Source organism: Microbacterium tenebrionis, from assembly GCF_020682665.1.
GTDB classification, from domain to species: domain Bacteria; phylum Actinomycetota; class Actinomycetes; order Actinomycetales; family Microbacteriaceae; genus Microbacterium; species Microbacterium tenebrionis.
The window spans coordinates 596,339-614,099 of record NZ_JAGTTM010000001.1; the positions used below are offsets into that span (position 1 = coordinate 596,339).

Annotated in this window: 19 protein-coding genes; 10 read left to right on the top strand and 9 right to left on the bottom strand. The window is 70.2% G+C overall.

Annotated features, from left to right (window positions below):
• Window positions 1-8 precede the first annotated feature (8 nt).
• A complete protein-coding gene (argG, locus tag KEC56_RS02970) occupies window positions 9-1,442 on the bottom strand; it encodes an argininosuccinate synthase (protein WP_227529740.1) in 1,434 nt (477 codons plus the stop codon).
• A gap of 103 nt (window positions 1,443-1,545) precedes the next feature.
• Complete coding sequence (locus KEC56_RS02975) at window positions 1,546-2,061, bottom strand: MarR family winged helix-turn-helix transcriptional regulator (protein WP_227529741.1); 516 nt, start codon at window positions 2,059-2,061, stop codon at window positions 1,546-1,548.
• A 106-nt stretch (window positions 2,062-2,167) separates the two neighbouring features.
• On the opposite strand from KEC56_RS02975, the gene idi reads away from it, so the two are divergent.
• From idi to KEC56_RS03025, 10 genes are read left to right on the top strand one after another with little or no spacing between them, the layout of a single operon-like run.
• Entirely contained in the window at window positions 2,168-2,740 is a 573-nt protein-coding gene (gene idi, locus KEC56_RS02980) for an isopentenyl-diphosphate Delta-isomerase (RefSeq protein WP_227529742.1), read from the top strand.
• The gene (locus KEC56_RS02985) at window positions 2,733-3,815 is read left to right on the top strand and encodes a polyprenyl synthetase family protein (protein ID WP_227529743.1); all 1,083 of its coding nucleotides are present in this window, start codon (window positions 2,733-2,735) and stop codon (window positions 3,813-3,815) included. Before idi ends, KEC56_RS02985 begins: the two co-directional genes overlap by 8 nt.
• Window positions 3,812-4,681, top strand: a complete 870-nt coding sequence (locus KEC56_RS02990; protein ID WP_227529744.1) for a phytoene/squalene synthase family protein — start codon at window positions 3,812-3,814, stop codon at window positions 4,679-4,681. The genes KEC56_RS02985 and KEC56_RS02990 overlap by 4 nt, the downstream gene beginning before the upstream one ends.
• A complete protein-coding gene (gene crtI, locus KEC56_RS02995; RefSeq protein WP_227529745.1) occupies window positions 4,678-6,309 on the top strand; it encodes a phytoene desaturase family protein in 1,632 nt (543 codons plus the stop codon). Before KEC56_RS02990 ends, crtI begins: the two co-directional genes overlap by 4 nt.
• A complete protein-coding gene (locus KEC56_RS03000) occupies window positions 6,306-6,629 on the top strand; it encodes a lycopene cyclase domain-containing protein (protein WP_227529746.1) in 324 nt (107 codons plus the stop codon). The genes crtI and KEC56_RS03000 overlap by 4 nt, the downstream gene beginning before the upstream one ends.
• Window positions 6,626-6,961 carry a lycopene cyclase domain-containing protein gene (locus KEC56_RS03005; RefSeq protein WP_227529747.1) on the top strand — a complete coding sequence of 112 codons (336 nt, stop codon included), beginning with the start codon at window positions 6,626-6,628 and terminating at the stop codon, window positions 6,959-6,961. Before KEC56_RS03000 ends, KEC56_RS03005 begins: the two co-directional genes overlap by 4 nt.
• Complete coding sequence (locus tag KEC56_RS03010; protein WP_175988946.1) at window positions 6,954-7,838, top strand: prenyltransferase; 885 nt, start codon at window positions 6,954-6,956, stop codon at window positions 7,836-7,838. Before KEC56_RS03005 ends, KEC56_RS03010 begins: the two co-directional genes overlap by 8 nt.
• Entirely contained in the window at window positions 7,835-9,355 is a 1,521-nt protein-coding gene (locus KEC56_RS03015) for an SDR family oxidoreductase (protein WP_227529748.1), read from the top strand. Before KEC56_RS03010 ends, KEC56_RS03015 begins: the two co-directional genes overlap by 4 nt.
• Window positions 9,352-10,575: a ferrochelatase gene (locus KEC56_RS03020; RefSeq protein ID WP_227529749.1), complete on the top strand. Its 1,224-nt coding sequence runs from the start codon at window positions 9,352-9,354 to the stop codon at window positions 10,573-10,575. Before KEC56_RS03015 ends, KEC56_RS03020 begins: the two co-directional genes overlap by 4 nt.
• A gap of 41 nt (window positions 10,576-10,616) precedes the next feature.
• Window positions 10,617-11,318, top strand: a complete 702-nt coding sequence (locus KEC56_RS03025) for a ZIP family metal transporter (protein WP_227529750.1) — start codon at window positions 10,617-10,619, stop codon at window positions 11,316-11,318.
• Window positions 11,319-11,349: 31 nt separating this feature from the next.
• Here KEC56_RS03025 and KEC56_RS03030 read toward each other — a convergent pair whose 3' ends face one another.
• Genes KEC56_RS03030 through KEC56_RS03060 form a run of 7 tightly spaced genes read right to left on the bottom strand, consistent with a single transcriptional unit; the run spans window position 11,350 to window position 17,559 of the window.
• Entirely contained in the window at window positions 11,350-12,435 is a 1,086-nt protein-coding gene (locus KEC56_RS03030) for an LppA family lipoprotein (RefSeq protein WP_227529751.1), read from the bottom strand.
• Window positions 12,429-13,199 (bottom strand): hypothetical protein, encoded by a 771-nt coding sequence (locus KEC56_RS03035; protein WP_175988932.1) that lies wholly within the window; start codon window positions 13,197-13,199, stop codon window positions 12,429-12,431. Before KEC56_RS03035 ends, KEC56_RS03030 begins: the two co-directional genes overlap by 7 nt.
• Window positions 13,196-14,236 carry a vWA domain-containing protein gene (locus tag KEC56_RS03040; protein WP_227529752.1) on the bottom strand — a complete coding sequence of 347 codons (1,041 nt, stop codon included), beginning with the start codon at window positions 14,234-14,236 and terminating at the stop codon, window positions 13,196-13,198. Before KEC56_RS03040 ends, KEC56_RS03035 begins: the two co-directional genes overlap by 4 nt.
• Window positions 14,233-15,219 carry a VWA domain-containing protein gene (locus KEC56_RS03045; RefSeq protein ID WP_227529753.1) on the bottom strand — a complete coding sequence of 329 codons (987 nt, stop codon included), beginning with the start codon at window positions 15,217-15,219 and terminating at the stop codon, window positions 14,233-14,235. Before KEC56_RS03045 ends, KEC56_RS03040 begins: the two co-directional genes overlap by 4 nt.
• The gene (locus tag KEC56_RS03050; protein WP_227529754.1) at window positions 15,210-15,698 is read right to left on the bottom strand and encodes a hypothetical protein; all 489 of its coding nucleotides are present in this window, start codon (window positions 15,696-15,698) and stop codon (window positions 15,210-15,212) included. Before KEC56_RS03050 ends, KEC56_RS03045 begins: the two co-directional genes overlap by 10 nt.
• Window positions 15,685-16,572 (bottom strand): DUF58 domain-containing protein, encoded by an 888-nt coding sequence (locus KEC56_RS03055; protein WP_227529755.1) that lies wholly within the window; start codon window positions 16,570-16,572, stop codon window positions 15,685-15,687. The genes KEC56_RS03050 and KEC56_RS03055 overlap by 14 nt, the downstream gene beginning before the upstream one ends.
• A 21-nt stretch (window positions 16,573-16,593) precedes the next feature.
• Entirely contained in the window at window positions 16,594-17,559 is a 966-nt protein-coding gene (locus KEC56_RS03060; protein WP_227530131.1) for an AAA family ATPase, read from the bottom strand.
• Window positions 17,560-17,761: the final 202 nt, after the last annotated feature.

Sequence of the window (17,761 nt, forward strand, 5' to 3'; positions counted from 1 at the left end):
CGTGGGGGTCAGTCGGTGCCGGAATCGAACGCCGCACCCTCGGATGCGGCATCCACGGCCTCGGCGAGGGCCTCGTCGTTCTCCTCCACCGCACCCGTGATCTCGGATGCCTCGCCCGCCGTCACGCGTCCGACGAGTTCGCCCGTCGCGCCGCCCACGAGCCCGAGGCCCGCGTACTGCTCGAGACGGGCGCGCGAGTCCGCGATGTCGAGGTTGCGCATCGTGAGCTGCCCGATGCGGTCGACGGGACCGAAGGCGGCGTCGCCCACACGCTCCATCGAGAGCTTCTCGGGGCCGTACGACAGGTTGGGGGAGACCGTGTCGAGGATCGTCCAGTCGTCGCCGCGGCGCAGGCGGATCGTGACCGAGCCCGAGATCGTCGACCCGACCCAGCGCTGGATCGACTCGCGCAGCATGAGCGACTGCGGCTCGAGCCAGCGTCCCTCGTACATCAGGCGGCCCAGGCGCCGGCCCTGCTCGTGATAGGTCGCGAGGGTGTCTTCGTTCAGGATGCCGTTGACCAGGCGCTCGTACGCGATGAACAGCAGCGCCATGGCCGGGGCCTCGTAGATGCCGCGGGACTTCGCCTCGATGATGCGGTTCTCGATCTGGTCGCTCATGCCCAGGCCGTGGCGTCCGCCGATCGTGTTGGCCTCCATGACCAGGGCCACAGGGTCGGAGTACTCGACGCCGTTGATGGCGACGGGGCGGCCAGCCTCGAATGTGACCGTGACGTCCTCGGTCTCGATGGCGACGGACGGGTCCCAGAACTTCACGCCCATGATCGGGTCGACGGTCTCGAGCGAGACGTTCAGGTGCTCGAGGGTCTTCGCCTCGTGCGTGGCGCCCCAGATGTTGGCATCCGTCGAGTACGCCTTCTCGGCCGAGTCGCGGTATGGGAAGCCGTGTGCGACGAGCCACTCGCTCATCTCCTGGCGACCGCCGAGCTCGGTGACGAAGTCGGCGTCGAGCCACGGCTTGTACACGCGCAGGCGCGGGTTGGCGAGCAGCCCGTAGCGGTAGAACCGCTCGATGTCATTGCCCTTGTACGTGGAGCCGTCGCCCCAGATGTCGACGCCGTCCTCCTTCATGGCGCGCACGAGCATCGTGCCGGTGACGGCGCGGCCGAGCGGCGTGGTGTTGAAGTAGGTCTTGCCGCCGGAACGGATATGGAACGCACCGCACTGCAGTGCGACGAAGCCCTCTTCGACCAGCGCGGTCTTCGCGTCGATCAGGCGCGAGGCCTCGGCGCCGTATTCGAGCGCGCGGCCCGGGATCGAGGCGATGTCGTCCTCGTCGTACTGCCCGAGGTCGCCGGTGTAGGTATAGGGGACAGCGCCCTTGTCGCGCATCCACGCGACCGCCACAGAGGTGTCGAGACCTCCGGAGAATGCGATGCCGACGCGCTCGCCGACGGGGAGGGACTGCAGGACCTTGGACATGCCCTCCAGTCTATCGGCGCGCGGCACGGCGACTTGGTGGGATGACGCGGGGTCGGGCGCCGTGCGCGCGGGTCCGGCGTCGGGATGCCGCGACGCGGTCGCGTCATCCCGAGGCGAGCTCGCCCTGAGGGGTGTCGGCGTCGGTGAGCGCCTCGAGGAAGCGGATCACGGCCTCGCGGTCGTCCGCGCTGAGGGATGCCGCCGCCGAGAAGCGTCTGGCGTGCTGCCGGCCGATCGTTTCATGGGCGGAGAGCCGGGTGCTCTCGGTGACCTCGAGGCATGTGGTGCGGCGGTCGTGGGGATGCGGGACGCGCACGAGATGCCCGCCGGCGACGAGCCGGTCGACGAGCTTGGTCGTCGAGGCGCTGGAGATGCCGACCTCGTGCGCGACGTCCTTGGGCGTGACGATCTCGCCGCTCTCGGTGGCGCGGATGATCATGCGGATGGCGCGCATGTCGCTCTCGTTGAGCTTCATGTACCGCTTGGACGCTTCGGCGAGCGCTCGGGATGCGACCTGCCATTCGCGCAGCGCCTCGAGCACGCGATAGCACTGCTCGATATCCTGAGCCGTGAGGTCGGAGCGGTGGCCGAGGTCGGAGTCGCGCGAGAAGTACTGCATCGCCGCCCCCTTCTGCGCTGCTGCCTCTCATCGACTTCTCTCTGTCGACGGTGCGCGATCCCATCATAACTGTTACGCTTGGCATACTTCTCGCTTGGCTAAAAAAATGGGAGTCGAGGAAGGCGGTGTCGAGGTGGAGATGGTCGTTCTCGTCGATGACGCCGGTGCACCGATCGGGATGCACGACAAGCAGACCGTGCACGGCGAGTCCACCCCGCGCCACCTGGCCTTCTCGTGCCACGTCATCGATGCGGAAGGGCGTCTGCTCGTCACGCGCAGGGCGCTGAGCAAGCGCACCTGGCCGGGCGTGTGGACGAACTCCGTGTGCGGTCATCCGGCGCCGGGGGAGAGCATGGAGGACGCCGTCCGTCGCCGCGCCGCTTTCGAACTGGGGCTCGGGGTTGCAGGAATCGTCTGCGCTCTGCCGGACTTCGGCTACTCGGCGCGGGATGCGTCCGGCATCCAGGAGAACGAGTTCTGCCCCGTCTTCGTCGCCCGAGCGGTCTCCGCCGTGGAACCGAATCCCGACGAGGTGGCCGAGTTCCGCTGGGTGGATCCGGCGGATCTCGTGGCGGCGGTGGGCGCCGCTCCCTGGGCCTTCAGCCCTTGGCTCGTGGCGCACCTCGCGGATCTCGCGCCGCACCTGACGGCGACGACCACGGCGGGCGCCCATGTCTGAGCGCACGATCGAGCGCACCGCGTTCGATGAGAACACGTCCGACGAGACCGCGTTGAACGAGCGACTGCGCGAGGCGCTGACTGCCGCGACGCGCCGTGCCCCGTCGTCCTCGGTTGCGTTCGAACGCCTGTGGAGCACGCTCGCGGCCATGACGGCGGGCGGGAAGAAGCTCCGTCCCCGCCTCCTGCTGGACGCCTACGCGGCCCTGGGCGGGTCCGATGAGCGGGCGGCGATGGATGCCGCGTGCGCGGTCGAGCTCCTCCACCTGGCGTTCGTCATCCACGACGACGTGATCGATCGTGATCTGACCCGACGTGGCGAGCTGAACATCACGGGGGCGTTCGCAATGGATGCCGTGATGCTCGGCGCGAGCCACGACGACGCGCGCGCCTGGGGCGAAGCATCCTCGATCCTCGCCGGCGACCTCATGCTCACGAGGGCCCACTCGCTCCTCGCCCGCATCGATGTCGATGCCGAGCGCCGGCACGCGCTGCTGGACGCGTTCGAGGACGCCGTGCACGAGAGCGCAGCCGGAGAGCACCGCGACGTGTGGCTGAGCATGCACCTCGAGCCCGCCGGCCCCGACGAGGTGCTGTCGATGATGGAGCAGAAGACCGCCGCGTACTCGTTCCAGGCGCCGCTCGTGCTCGCGGCGATCCTCGCCGGCGCAGCGCCGTCCGTCATCGCCGAACTCACCGGGATCGCCCGGCGGATCGGCGTGGTCTATCAGCTGCGCGATGACGTGCTCGGCCTCTTCGGAGACGAAGGGCGCACGGGCAAGTCGACGGTGAGCGATCTGCGCGAGGGCAAGGAGACGCTGCTGATCGCGTATGCGCGCTCCGCCCCCCGCTGGTCCGAGGTCGAGCCGCTGTTCGGCGACGCGCAGCTGGACGAGGCGGGCGGGGAGCGCCTGCGGCAGGTGGTCAGGGAATCCGGCGCACTCGCGATCGTGGAATCCGTCATCGCCGGGCGCTGCGACGAGGTCCATCGACTGATCGCGGAGGCGGAGCTGCCCGACGCCCTCCGCGAGCGACTCGCCGCGATCACCCGGGCGTGCGGTTCGAGGGACGCATGAGAGCCGCGGGCATCGACCTCTACAACGCGACCGCGGACGTCAGCGCCGCGACGGTCATCCGGCGCTACTCGACCTCGTTCGGATGGTCGAGCAGGCTCCTGCCCGCGGCCATGCGCGACGACATCGCCCACGTCTACGCGCTGGTCCGGCTCGCGGACGAGCTCGTCGACGGCCCGGCCGAGAGCGTCGGGGTGGATGCCGCGACCCGGGGCATCCTGCTCGACGAACTCGAGGCCGACACCGAGCGCGCCCTGTCTCTCGGCTTCAGCACCAATCTCGTCGTGCACGCGTTCGCGCTGACCGCCCGCGCGCACGGCATCGGCATGGACCTGTGCCGACCGTTCTTCGCCTCCATGCGCCGGGACCTCGACACCTCGGCTCTCGATGCTGCAGGACTGGATGAGTACATCCACGGCTCGGCCGAGGTCGTCGGACTCATGTGCCTGGCCGTGTTCGAGGCGGGCGCGACCCGCGAGGCGGCCGCGCGCGAGCAGCTCGCCTCCGGCGCCCGTCGCCTGGGTGCGGCGTTCCAGAAGGTCAACTTCCTGCGCGACTTCGCCGAGGATCACGATCAGCTCGGTCGCACCTACTTCCCCGGCACATCGACAGCGCTCACCGACGAGGCGAAGGGAGAGATCATCCGTTCCATCCGTGCTGATCTGCAGGCCGCCGACGAGGCGATCCCTCTACTGACGGCGGGATGCCGGCCCGCGGTCTGGGCCGCGAAGACGATGTTCGGCGAACTCGCCGACCGCATCGACTCGGCCCCGGCGGCGACCCTCATGCGCACGCGGGTGAGCGTTCCGACATCCGTCAAGGCCCGCATCCTGGCGCGCGCCCTGGCCATGAAGGCGGCTGGAGCGTGAGGACGGGAAGGGGCGCTCGCGGCAGGCGAGCGGCGCGACCGGCATCCCGCGTCATCGTCATCGGTGGCGGCGTGAGCGGCCTCGCCACCGCCTGTCTGCTCGCGCGCGACGGTCACCGTGTCACCGTGCTCGAGAAGAACCCCGATCTCGGCGGGCGGGCGGGGGCCTGGGAGCAGGACGGCTTCACCTTCGACACCGGACCGTCGTGGTACCTCATGCCCGAGGTGTTCGAGCACTTCTACCGGATGCTCGGCACGACGACGGCCGAGCAGCTCGACCTCGTTCCGCTGCAGCCCGGCTACCGCGTCTACGGCGAGCCCCGGCACAACGACCCCCAGGCACCCGTCGACGTGAGCACGGGGGTCGACGCCACCGGCGCACTGTTCGAGAGCCGCGAGCGCGGCGCCGGCATCCGTGCCCGCCGCTATCTCGCCTCCGCGTCGAAGACGTACCGGGCGGCGGTGCGCTCCTTCCTCTACAACCCGTTCTCCTCATGGCGCGACTTCGCATCTCCTGCGGTGCTCGCCTCCGTCCCCGCCGTCGTCCCGCTGCTGTCCCGGTCGCTGTGGTCGTTCGTCGCGCGGCGGTTCCGCGACCCGATGCTGCGGAAGATCCTCGGCTACCCCGCGGTGTTCCTCGGCACCTCGCCGTTCGACGCTCCGGCGCTGTACCACCTGATGAGCCACATGGACCTCGTCGACGGGGTGCAGCATCCGCGCGGCGGGTTCCGCGCCTTCGTCGCCTCGCTCACCGCGCTCGCCCGCGAGAACGGCGTCGAGATCCTCACCGGCAACGACGTCACGGCGATCATCAGCGAGGACGGGCGGGCACGAGCCGTCGAGGTCGAGCGGTGCGGCCGGACGCAGCGGCTGGAGGCCGACATCATCGTCTCGGCGATCGACGAGCACCACACCGAGACCGTGCTGCTGGCTCCCTCCGACCGCTCGTATCCCGCAGGCCGCTGGGACGCCCAGGTCTCGGGACCGGGCGCCGTGCTCGTCATGCTCGGCATCGACGGGCCGCTGCCCGAACTCCTGCACCACACGCTGTTCTTCTCCGACGACTGGCACGACAACTTCGACGCGATCTTCGGGGCGTCCCCGCGGGTGCCGCAGACGCCCTCGATCTACGTCTGCCGGCCGAGCGCCACCGACGACGACGTCGCGCCCGCCGGCGCGGAGAACCTGTTCGTGCTCGTCCCGCTGCCGCCGGACGTGGGTATCGGGCACGGTGGGATCGGCACGGAGGGCGATACCGCCGTGAACGCCGTCGCGGATGCCGCGATCGCGCAGATCGCCGAGTGGGCGGGCATCCCCGATCTCGCCTCACGCATCGTCGTGCGCCGCACCGTCGGACCCGCCGACTTCGCGGCGCAGTTCAACAGCTTCCGGGGCAGCGCGCTGGGGCCGGCGCACACGCTCGCGCAGAGCGCGTTCTTCCGCGGCGTGACCCGTTCGCGTCGCGTGGACGGGCTCTTCTACACCGGTGCGACGACGGTCCCGGGGGTCGGCCTGCCGATGTGCCTGATCAGCGCCGAACTCGTGCTCAAGCATGTGCGGGGCGACCATGGCCCCGGCCCGCTGGCGACGCCCGCGGAGCCTGGGACATCGGGCGCGGAGGTGCGATGAACCTCGTCTACGGGGCCGCGCTGGTGGTCAGCACGGCGTGTCTCGTGCTGCTCGACCTGCGCTACGCGCTGGTCTTCCGGCGGCGTCCGCTCGCGGGCGTTGCCGCCCTCGTCATCGGACTGCTCTTCTTCATCGCGTGGGATGCCGCAGGCATCTCCCTCGGCGTCTTCCGCCACGTCGACTCGCACTGGGCGACCGGCCTGCTCCTGGCGCCGGAGTTCCCCGTGGAGGAGCTGCTGTTCCTCGTCTTCCTCAGCTACCTCACGCTGATCCTGCTGAGCGGCTGGCAGCGCCTGCGCACCAGGGAGGGTTCACGATGACGTACCTCCTGCTGTCGCTGCCGTTCCTCGCCGTCGGCATCGTCGTGTTCCTCATCGGGGCAGCCGCCGCGCATCGCACCGGTGCTGTCCGGGCGTACTTCTCGTCCTGGGCTGCGGCGACGGTCGTGCTCGTCGTCCTGACCGCGGTGTTCGACAACATCATGATCGCCGCCGGCTTCTTCGACTATCGCGAGGACGGCATCTCCGGCATCCGCCTCGCTCTCATGCCCGTCGAGGACTTCCTCTACCCGATCGCCGGCTCCCTCCTGCTCGCCGGTGTCTGGCGGTTGCTCGGCGGCGAGCGCGAACCGCAGAGGAGGGCGGATGCCTGAGAACGCGGTCCGGACCCTGCTCGTCGCGTCGCGGCCGCTGAGCTGGATCAACACGGCCTACCCCTTCGCCGCCGTCTACCTGCTGACGACCGGCACCATCGACGCCGCCTTCGTCGTCGGCACGCTGTTCTTCCTCGTGCCGTACAACCTCGCGATGTACGGCGTCAACGACGTGTTCGACTACGAATCCGATCTCGCCAATCCCCGCAAGGGCGGAGCCGAGGGGGCGAAGCTCCCTCCCTCCCTGCACCGGGCGACGCTGTGGGCGTCGGCCGTCCTGGGCGGGGCGTTCGTGGTCGCGCTCGTCGTCCTCGGAGCCGGCCGGCCGGTGTCGTGGGTCGTCCTCGCCGTGAGCCTGTTCGCCGTGCTCGCCTACTCGGTACCCGGCCTCCGCTTCAAGGAGATCCCCGTCGTCGACTCGATCACCTCGAGCACGCACTTCGTCTCCCCGGCGCTCTACGCCGCAGCGCTCGCCGGCACGACGCTCACGCCTGCGCTCATCCTCACGCTGATCGCGTTCTTCTGCTGGGGCATGGCCAGTCACGCGTTCGGCGCAGTCCAGGACATCGTCCCCGATCGAGATGCCGGGATCGGTTCCATCGCGACCGCGCTCGGCGCCGCTGCGACGGTGCGGATCGCCGTCGGGCTCTGGCTCGTCGCAGGCCTGCTCATGCTGTTCGCGCCGTGGCCGGCGAACCTGGCGGCGCTCGCCGTGCTGCCGTACATCGCGATCGTCGCGCCGTATCTGAACATCGACGACGGTCGGTCGGCGTCGGCCAATCGTGCCTGGCGCCGCTTCCTCGTCATCAACTACGCCGTGGGATTCGGCATCACGATGCTGCTGATCCTGTGCTGGACGGAAGGACTCTTCGCATGACCCGCGTACTCGTCACCGGAGCCACCGGATACATCGGCGGCCGCCTCGTGCCGCAGCTGCTGGATGCCGGGTACGACGTCAGCGTGTACGTGAGGTCGGCGTGGAAGCTGCGGGACGTGCCATGGCGCAGCCGCGTGAAGGTGTTCTCGGGCGACCTGGCCGACCCCGTCGCGACCCGGCGGGCGATGAACGGCGTCGACGTCGCCTTCTACCTCGTGCACGCGATGAGCGCAGGGCGGGGCTTCCGGAAGGCCGAGAAGCAGACCGCCGAGACCTTCGCGGATGCCGCCGCAGCGGCCGGTGTCCGCCGCCTGGTCTATCTGGGCGGGCTGCACCCCGACACCGACGACCTGTCCGAGCACCTGGCGTCGCGGGCCGACGTCGGCCGCGTGCTGCTCGCCAGCCCGGTGCCTGCGATCGTGTTCCAGGCCGGGATCGTGATCGGTTCCGGCTCGGCATCCTTCGAGATGATCCGCCACCTCACCGAGGTGCTGCCGTACATGCCGGCTCCCCGCTGGGTGCGCAATCGGGTGCAGCCCATCGCCGTCCGCGACGTGCTGCGGTACCTGGTGCACGCAGTCGGCGTGGATGGCGACCTCAACCGGACCTTCGACATCGGCGGGCCCGACGTGCTCCGCTACGGGCAGATGATGAACGGCTACGCGGTCGAGGCGGGCCTGCCGCAGCGGCACATCGCAGCCCTCCCCGTCCTCACGCCCTGGCTCGCCTCCCAGTGGGTGAGCCTGGTGAGCCCCATCCCGCGCCAGATCGCGGTGCCCATCATCGCGTCGCTGCAGAACGACTGCGTCGTGCGCGAGCACGACATCGACCAGGTGATCCCGCCGCCGAAGGAGGGGCTGCTGCCGTATCGCACGGCCGTGCGCCTCGCGCTGCGCCGCGAAGCCGACGGCGAGGTCGAGACGAGCTGGCAGAGCGCGACGGTTCCCGGCGCTCCGAGCGACCCGCTGCCCAGCGACCCCGACTGGGCCGGGCACACGGTCTTCACCGATCTGCGGGAGCGCCGCAGCGTCGCGTCACCGGGAGCGGTGTGGAACGTCATCGAGGCGATCGGCGGCGAGAAGGGCTGGCACTCGTTCCCGCTCGCGTGGGCTGCTCGCGGATGGATCGACCGGCTCGTCGGCGGGGTGGGGATGCGCCGCGGCCGGCGCAATCCCTCGCGGGTGAACAGCGGAGACGTCATCGACGTGTGGCGCGTGGAGTCCATCGAGCGCGGGCGGATGCTGCGGCTGCGTGCCGAGATGCGGATGCCGGGGCGCGGCTGGCTGGAGCTCGGGGTGGAGCCCGCCGAGGGCGGGAGCACCTACCGCCAACGGGCCGTGTACTTCCCCAAGGGGCTCAGCGGCCGGCTGTACTGGCTGGTGCTGCTGCCGTTCCACGGGATCATCTTCAACGGCATGGCCGCGAGCATCCTGCGCGAGGCGGAGCAGACGGAGAAGGCGGACCAGGCGGGCCCCGCCGCGGATGCCGGTACGGGCGAGAAGGAGCGAGCACGATGAACCAGCGCGACGAGAGCACGAGCCAGCGGCGGGAGACCAAACCCGCCGCCGCCACTGGGGCATATCGGGCGGAGGGGGCGCTCGTCCCCTCCGCCACGAGGGCCACCAGCGCGGGTCCCGAGCACACCGCGGTCCCGATGCCCTACGACGCCATCCTGTTGTCGGGGTTCGGGGGACCTGAGGGTCAGGACGACGTGCTGCCGTTCCTGCGCAACGTCACCCGGGGCCGCGGCATCCCGGACGAGCGGCTCGAGCAGGTCGCCCACCACTACCGGCACTTCGACGGCGTGAGCCCGATCAACCAGCAGAACCGCGAGCTGCTGCAGGCGCTGCGCGCGGCGCTCGCAGACGAGGGCATCGACCTGCCCGTGTACTGGGGCAACCGCAACTGGGCGCCGTACCTGGACGAGGCGCTGACCGAGGCCGCCGCCGACGGCATCCGCACGATGATCGCCATTCCGACGAGCGCGTACTCGTCGTACTCGTCGTGCCGGCAGTACCGAGAGGACTGGGCCGATGCGCTGGAGGCCGCGGGCCTGCAGCAGAGCCTGCAGATCGACAAGGTGCGCCAGTACTTCTCGCATCCCGGCTTCATCCGCCCGTTCGTCGACGGGCTGCGCGATGCGCTCGCCGGGGCGCGAGAGGCCGGTCACGCGGACGACGCGATCGAGGTGCTGTTCTCGACGCACAGCATCCCGACCGAGGATGCCGCGCTCTCCGGCGGCGAGACGTTCGCGGGCGTCGACGGCGGCGGCTACGTCGCGCAGCATCTGGCCGTCGCGCGCGAGGTGATCGCCAAGGCGGCCCCAGGGATCTCGTGGCAGCTCGTGTTCCAGTCGCGATCCGGCCCGCCCACGCAGCCGTGGCTCGAGCCCGACATCAACGACGCGATCGAGGCTCTGGACGCGCGCACCGCCGTGATCGTCGTGCCGCTGGGGTTTGTGAGCGACCACATGGAGGTCATGTGGGACCTCGACACCGAGGCGCGCGAGACCGCCGACGAGCACGATCTGTGGTTCGTGCGGACGCCGACGCCCGGCACCCATCCCGCCTTCGTCAGCGCCCTGGTCGACCTCGTCCGCGAACGGATCGCCGGAATCCCGGTCGAACGGCGCCTCAACGAGACGGAGCTCGGACCGTGGTTCGACGTCTGCCGAGGCGGATGCTGCGCGAACCCGCGGCTCGGATTCAAACCGGCGATCGCGGGGCTGCTGCCGTAGGCCCGATGCCGGCGGACGGATGCCGGGGCTAGGGTGAGTGCATGGGAGAGGCGATCCTGTGGGGAGCCGTCGCGGCTGCGCCCCTGCTCGTCGGGGCCGTGCTCGCGATGCTGCGGACGTGGCCGCAGCGTCTGGTCGGCATCGTCCTGGGCTTCGGCGCAGGGGCCCTCATGGCGTCCATCGCGTTCGAGCTGTGGGAGGAGGGCCTGGACCTCGGCGGCCCCATCCCCCTCGTCATCGGGGTCGCGGCCGGCGCGCTGACGTACTACGTCGCCGACCGGATCGTCGAGCGCCAGGCATCCGGACAGAAGAGCGCGGGCGGCCCGCTCGCGGTGGGCGCACTGCTCGACGGCATCCCGGAGCAGCTCGTCCTCGGCATCGGCCTGGCATCCGGAGAGGGCGTCAGCGTCGCCCTCGTCATCGCGATCGTCGTCTCGAACCTGCCCGAGTCGATCGGCTCGGCCGCCGATCTCCTGGACGGCGGGATGAAGCGTGCGCGGGTGTTCTGGCTGTGGGCGGGTGTCGCCGTGGTCTGCGCGCTCGCGACCGTCGCGGGTGCGGCCCTGGCGGATGCCGTCGGCCCCGACTTCCGCGCCGGAGCCAGCGGCTTCGCCGCCGGTGCGCTTCTCGTCATGCTCGTGGACTCGATGGTGCCCGACGCCCAGTCCAAGGCGAAGGAGTCGACCGGGCTCGCCACAGTCCTCGGCTTCGCGCTCGCCGCGGGGCTGTCGCTCGCTTCCTGACCGGTCGCGCCCGACGCGAATGGCTCCGCTGTCAGAACCCCGGGTACTCCTGCATCCGCTCCTGGAACTCGGCCCGGTCGGCGTCGCTGAGCAGCTCGGGGGCGAGGAAGTAGATCTGCAGTCCCTCGAGCGGTTCGCCGGACCCGGCGCTCTCGGCCTCACGCTCGGCGCGCAACTCGTCCGCCGGATCGTTCGAGAGGTCGTGGATGACGGCGTAGAACCGCAGCGGGTCGGGGTAGTTGTCGGAGTACCACTCCCAGGTGTGCTGGGTGCGCGGGTCGCTCGACCCGTAGAACTTCTGCAGGATCGTGTCGTCGAGGCTGGAGGAGGGATCGTTGAACCAGTACAGCCCGTACATGTCGTACTGCGTGACCACCTCTTCGATCACGCCCATCACCTCGAGCTTGCGGTCGTAGTCCTGGATGGGCTCGTTCGTCGCCCACGGCACCGAGGTGTACTGCACGAGCATCGACTCGCCTCCGTAGCCGTTGCGCTCGGGGCGCAGATCCTCCTGGCCGATCTCGGACCACGTGTACCCGAACCGGTCGCTCAGGCGGCGACGGATCTCGGCGAGCATCGCGTCGCTCTGCTCCCTGACCTCCTCGAGCGACGGCTGCAGGAGGATCTCATCCGCCGATCGGTCCTTGACGCCGGGGTAGGCCTCCTCGTGCTTCTGCTCGGCGGTCTTCTCGCCGCCGTAGCTGCCGGATGCCGAGGTCTGCAGCGCGCTCGCCGCTCCCACGGTCGCGACGTTGAGCAGCAGGACGATGACCAGGGCGGATGCGCCGAGCACTCGGCCGCGCGAGGTGCACAGCGCCGCGACGACGACCCCGAGCACCACCAGCTGCAGCGTCAGCATCGTCACGCCGTACAGCAGGTCGGTGCCGCCGGCCAGCAGCGCGCCGAGCAGCACGAGGGCGAAGAGGATCGCGGCGACCAGGGCGATCCAGCCGATCGCGTTGGCGGACTGCTTCTCGGTCGTCTCCGTGACCGTGCCGACGATCGGTGCGGGGGCTGCGGCCGCCGTGCGCCGGGCGCCGTGATACCCGCCGGGCGGGGGAACCGGCGGTGCACCTTCGGCACCCGTGAGGTAGCGCGCGCGCTTCGGATCTACCATGGCCTGTCCGTCCCGCCGCCGGGGCCGTCCTCGCCGTCCTCGTTCTGCTGACGCTCCTCGGCGCCCTGCTCGAGCTTGTCCTGCAGCTCGTCGAGCTTGTCCTGATCCGGGCCGGTCGGCTGCTCCTGCTCGCCCTCGTCCTCGGGCGGAGCGGGCTGCCCGTTCTGGTCCTGCTGCTTCTCCTGCAGCCTGTCCTCCAGGTCGTCGAGCGTGTCGCTCATGTCGCGCTGCGGATCGGGAGACTGCTCATCCGCCTCGTCGCTGCTGCACTCCGCGGGCGTCTCGGCCGTGACCGTGAGGGCTTCGCCGTACAGCTGCGCCGCCGCCTCGCCGTCACCGTCCGCGCGCGCGGCATCGCCCTGTCTTTCGATCACGAGCGCTAGGTTCACCCGGACGGCGCAGACCTCCAGCCCGGATGCCAGGGGCAGAGCCTCTTCGAGTTTCGCCCTGGCCGCGTCCAGTTCGTCCGCACCGGCGAGCGCCGTGCCGACGTTGTACGGGGCCTTGTACGGCTCGAACCAGTTCAGCAGCTCCTGACCCCGGGCCGCTGCGGTCGATCCGGCGTAGTCGCCGGCGACGTAGGTCGAGATCGCCTGATGCGCGAACCCGTACATGCTCAGCAGCTTGCCGACGAGCAGGATCGCCGCGAGCGTCATCGGGAGGGAGCCGAGCGCGATCCAGCGGCGGATGCTGCGCCGCCGCCTGTTCGCCGCCAGCAGTGCCGCCGCGGCATCCTGCTGCGCCTGCGTGGTCGTGATCGTCATGCGTCACCCCCGCGGATCGCGAGGCCGCGCAACTGCACGACGAGCATCGCGGCGCGCGCGATCTCGACGCACAGCAGCAGGGCGATCAGCCCCGCGAACACCCAGTACAGCTCGATGACGTTGCCGACCGAACCGCTCTCGGCGTGGTTCGTCGTGGTCGCTGGGGCCGCCGGCAGGTCGATCGCTGTGGCGGCATCCCGCACCTGCAGCGGCACGCCCAGCTCCTCGGCGACCGTCTGCAGGTTCGCCTCGTCGATGACCGACATGGCCGGTTCGCCCTGGTACTCGATGTAGCCCTGATCCCCGCTGAACGAGCCCGAGGTGACCTTCATCGGGCCGCCGTCCGTCGTGCCGTATCCGAGCACGGATCCTCCGTCGACGTAGGCGGCGCTGCCGGAGAACGACTCGGGGTCGCTCGAGACGGTCTGCTCGCCGTCGCCGAGGTAGAACACCATCCGCGAACGCTCCGGGGACTGCTCCGCGGCTCCGGCGAGGGTCTCCTGCGCCATGGCCGCGGCGATGCCGATCGAGCTGCCCCGCGACTGCGAGGTGACCTCGGGGCGGAGGATCTCGAGCGACGACATGAGGGCCGTGGCATCCGTGGTCAGCGGCAGTCGCTGCTCGGCCGTCGCGTCGAACGTGATCAGCGCGAAGCGCGCCCCCGGGTACTCGTCGACGATCGACTGGACGTCGGCGCGCACCCCCTCGAGGCGCGGCCGATCGCCGTCCCAGTCCTCCGCCACGATGCTCGCCGTGGTGTCGAGCACGATGACGATGTCGGTGTCCGTCGCGAGGGTCTCTGACGTGCCGCCGGGGATGCCCGGCCGCAGCAGCATCAGGAAGCAGGCGAGGAGCATGACCAGGCGCAGCGCCCACCAGCCTGCGCCGGCGCCCGTCGAGGGGGCGGCCGACGACGTGGAGCCCGCTCCAGCGCCGGATGCGCGCGCCCCGCGCACCAGCATCCACACCGCGAGCGCCCACGCCGGCGCGAACAGCAGCACCAGCAGGAACACGTTGAGCACGGGTTGGAAGATCACAGTCTGACCCTCCACATCAGCACGACGAAGCCGAGCGCGAACGCGAGCAGCACGGCGATCCACGCATTCGGGGTGTCGGTCCGCACCACCTGCGCCTGACCGCGCAGTTCGGTGGCGTCCTGCTCCTGTACGTCGTCGATGATGTCGGCGACGGTGGTGGTGTCGCGCAGGCCGTATGCCTCGCCGCCGGTCGACTGCACCGCGGCGACGAGCTCGTCGCTGAGCTGCGTGTTCACGCCCTGCACGGGATTGAGCGCGAACACGCGGATGCCGGTGGATGCCGCGTAGTCGGCCGCCTCCTGCAGGGTGACGATGGATGCTCCGGCGAGCTCGTTGTCGGTGGCGAGGATGATCGACCGGCTGCGCTCGTCGTCCTGATGGTCGAACCGCATGGCGCATGCGGCGAGGCCATCGCCGATGAGCGACGCGCCGGGGCCGTTGAGCGTGCCGACCCAGTGCTCGGGGATCTCGTCGACGAAGTCGAAGCTCTCTCGGATGCTCTGCAGATGCGTGCGGATGAACTCGTAATCGTCGGTCAGCGGGAACACCTGCACGGGGGAGCTGTTGAAGATCGTCAGTCCGATCCGCTCGCCCTCGAAGCCGTCCAGCAGCTCCTCGAAGACGCTGAGCACTTCGACGTCGACGTCGCTCATGGAACCGGAGACGTCCAGGCACAGCATGATGTCGCGGCTGGTGTTCACGGGCTGGATGGTCTGCGACGACAGGGGGCGCGCCGCCACGACGCCGGCCACGATCGCCGCGATGACGCTCAGCGACAGGATCCCGGCGAGAGCGGCCGTTCGCCGGTTCACCGCCCGTCGGAACGACGGCAGTGTGCGCAGTCGCTCGGCCCGCGCGATCGGTGCGCTTGCCTGCGCGCGGTGCCGTGCGCTGCGGCGGATACCGATCAGCAGCCCGATCACGATGGCCGCGACGACGAGCGCGGCCGCGATGAGGATCACCCACCCGTTCGCTAGTGCCATGTCGAGACCACCTTCCGCGCGGCCTCGGCACCGGCGTGCGGATCGATGGCGGCGCCCCGTTGGAAGATGCTCGGGTAGTAGTGCCGGCCGATTGCATCGACGAGCTCGGGTCGGACGCCCATCCGCACGAGGTCGTCGAGGGCGAGAACAGGTGCCTCCAGGCCGCTGTACTCGTTGACGAACGAGCGCACGGAGCGGCTGAGTTCGAGATTCGCCGCGCGGGCGTCGATCACTCCGGCCTGGAAGGCCGCCTCGATCCGGTCGATCGCCGTGGCGTATTCCGTTCGGAGCATAGACAGCATGTCGCTCGTCGGCGGGGTGACCGGCGGTGCTCCGACGACGGTGATGCTGCGCCTCGGGCGGGTCAGGAGCACGACGAGCCATCCGGCGAGGATCAGCACCGCGATGATCCCGACGGCGAGCAGGATCCAGCCCCAGCCGTACTGGACGGGAGGGTAGAGCTCGTCAGGGGCGGACATGCGCCCTCCGATTCAGCATGCGCAGCAGTGCGCCCACGGCGGCATCCTGCGTGTCGAGCGCGGCCCTGCTGATCTCCAGCCGGTCGAGGAGGGCGTCACGCCGCGCGGCATCCGCCTGCGCGTGGGCGGCGACCTCGTCGAGGACGGCCGCGTCTCCGTGCACGAAGTCGGGGATCGTCCAGTGCGAATCGACGTCGGCCCTGGCCGCGTGAGACCGCCCTGCCAGGACGGGATCGGCGTCGTGAAGGGTGATCCAGAGCACGTCGTGCTGCACGCGCAGGCGGCGCAGCATCCGCTCGGTCTCGTCGGTCACGGGTGCGTCGTCGGTCACGATCACGACGATGCACCGGCGCGCGATCGTGCGCGCGACGAAGGCGAGCAGGGCGTCGCGATCGCTGGGGGCGGATGCCGTCGTGATCGCGTCGTCGAGCGTGCGCAGCGCATGCTCGAGGGCCCCTTCGCTGCGTCCGGGTGCACGACGGCGGATGCGCTCGGCGTCGCCGTGCACGACGCTGAAATCATTCCCGTGGCGCAGCGCCAGGATGCCGAGGGCGCCGGTGGCGAGGATCGCGAGGTCCTTCTTGGGCTTCTCGTCGTGCGCGAGAGCGGTCATCGACAGCCCGGTGTCGACGACGAACAAGATCGTGTGCATCCGGTTCGCGCGGTGGCGCTTGACGAGCGGTTCGCCCTGGCGGGCCGTCGCACGCCAGTCGATGTCGCGGATCTGATCGCCGTACTCGTACTGGCGCAGATCCTCGAAATCGAGGCTGCGGCCGTGCAGGAGCGACGCGTACGCGCCGTCGAGGGCGTGCATCGACTTCTGCGACGAGTGGATGAAGAGCTTGCTCTTCACCTGGGTGATCAGACTTGACACGATCCCTGAGCCTGCCTGAGGTTACGGGGTGGGGACGACGGAGAAGATCTCGTCGATGATCTCCTCGCTGCGCACGCCCTCGGCGTCGGCCTCGAAGGTCAGCAGCACGCGGTGGCGGAGGACGAGGTGTCGCAGGGTGCGGATGTCCTCGGGCAGCACGTGCGATCGTCCGTTCAGCAGCGCGAGGGCGCGCGACGCCTGCAGGAACGCGATGCTCGCGCGGGGGCTGGCGCCGTACTTGATGAACCGCGCGCGCTCCTCGCCGATGTACGGGGCGGGGTTGCGGGTGACATAGGCGATGCCGACGATGTAGTTGCGGATCGCGGCATCCACGTAGATCTTGGACGCCGTCGCCTGCAGGGCCTGGACGTCCGCGAGCGAGACGGCGCCGGCGACGTGCCGGTCGGGGTCGAGCACGCCGGAGTCGATGCGGCCGAGGATCTCGACCTCGTCGGCGGGGCTCGGATACTCGACGATCTCCTTGAGGAGGAACCGGTCCATCTGCGCCTCGGGCAGCTCGTACGTGCCCTCCTGCTCGATCGGGTTCTGCGTCGCGATCACGAGGAACGGCTTGGGGAGGGGGTGCACCTCGCCGCCGATCGTGGTCTGGTGCTCCTGCATCGCCTCGAGCATGGCGGACTGCGTCTTGGCGCTTGAGCGGTTGATCTCGTCGAGCAGGACGAAGTTCGCGTGCACGGGACCCAGGACGGTGCGGAACGAGCCGGTCGCCGCGTCGTAGATCTGGTTGCCGGTGATGTCGCTGGGCAGGAGGTCCGGGGTGCACTGGATGCGCTTGAAGCTCGCCTTGACCGTGTCGGCGAGGGTGGATGCTGCGGTCGTCTTCGCAAGGCCCGGGACGGACTCGAGGAGGATGTGACCGCCGGCGATGAGCGAGATGAGCAGGCTCGTGCGCAGCCGCTCCTGGCCGACCATCTTCGCCGAGTACGCCTTCGAGATGACATCGAGGATGCCGGATGCCCGGCGCATCTCGGTGTCGGTCGGGGCCGTCGCGACGGCGGGGCCGGCGCTGGTCGCTGTGCCGGCGTTCCCGGTCGCTGTCGCGGCGTTCCCGGTCGCTGTCGCGGCGCTCCCGGTCGATGTCGCGGCGCTCCCGGCTCCTGCGGCGGTCGAGGGGGTCGCGGGTGCGGCGACCCGTGGTGCGGGCGGGCGCGGCGGAGGGGGAGGGGCT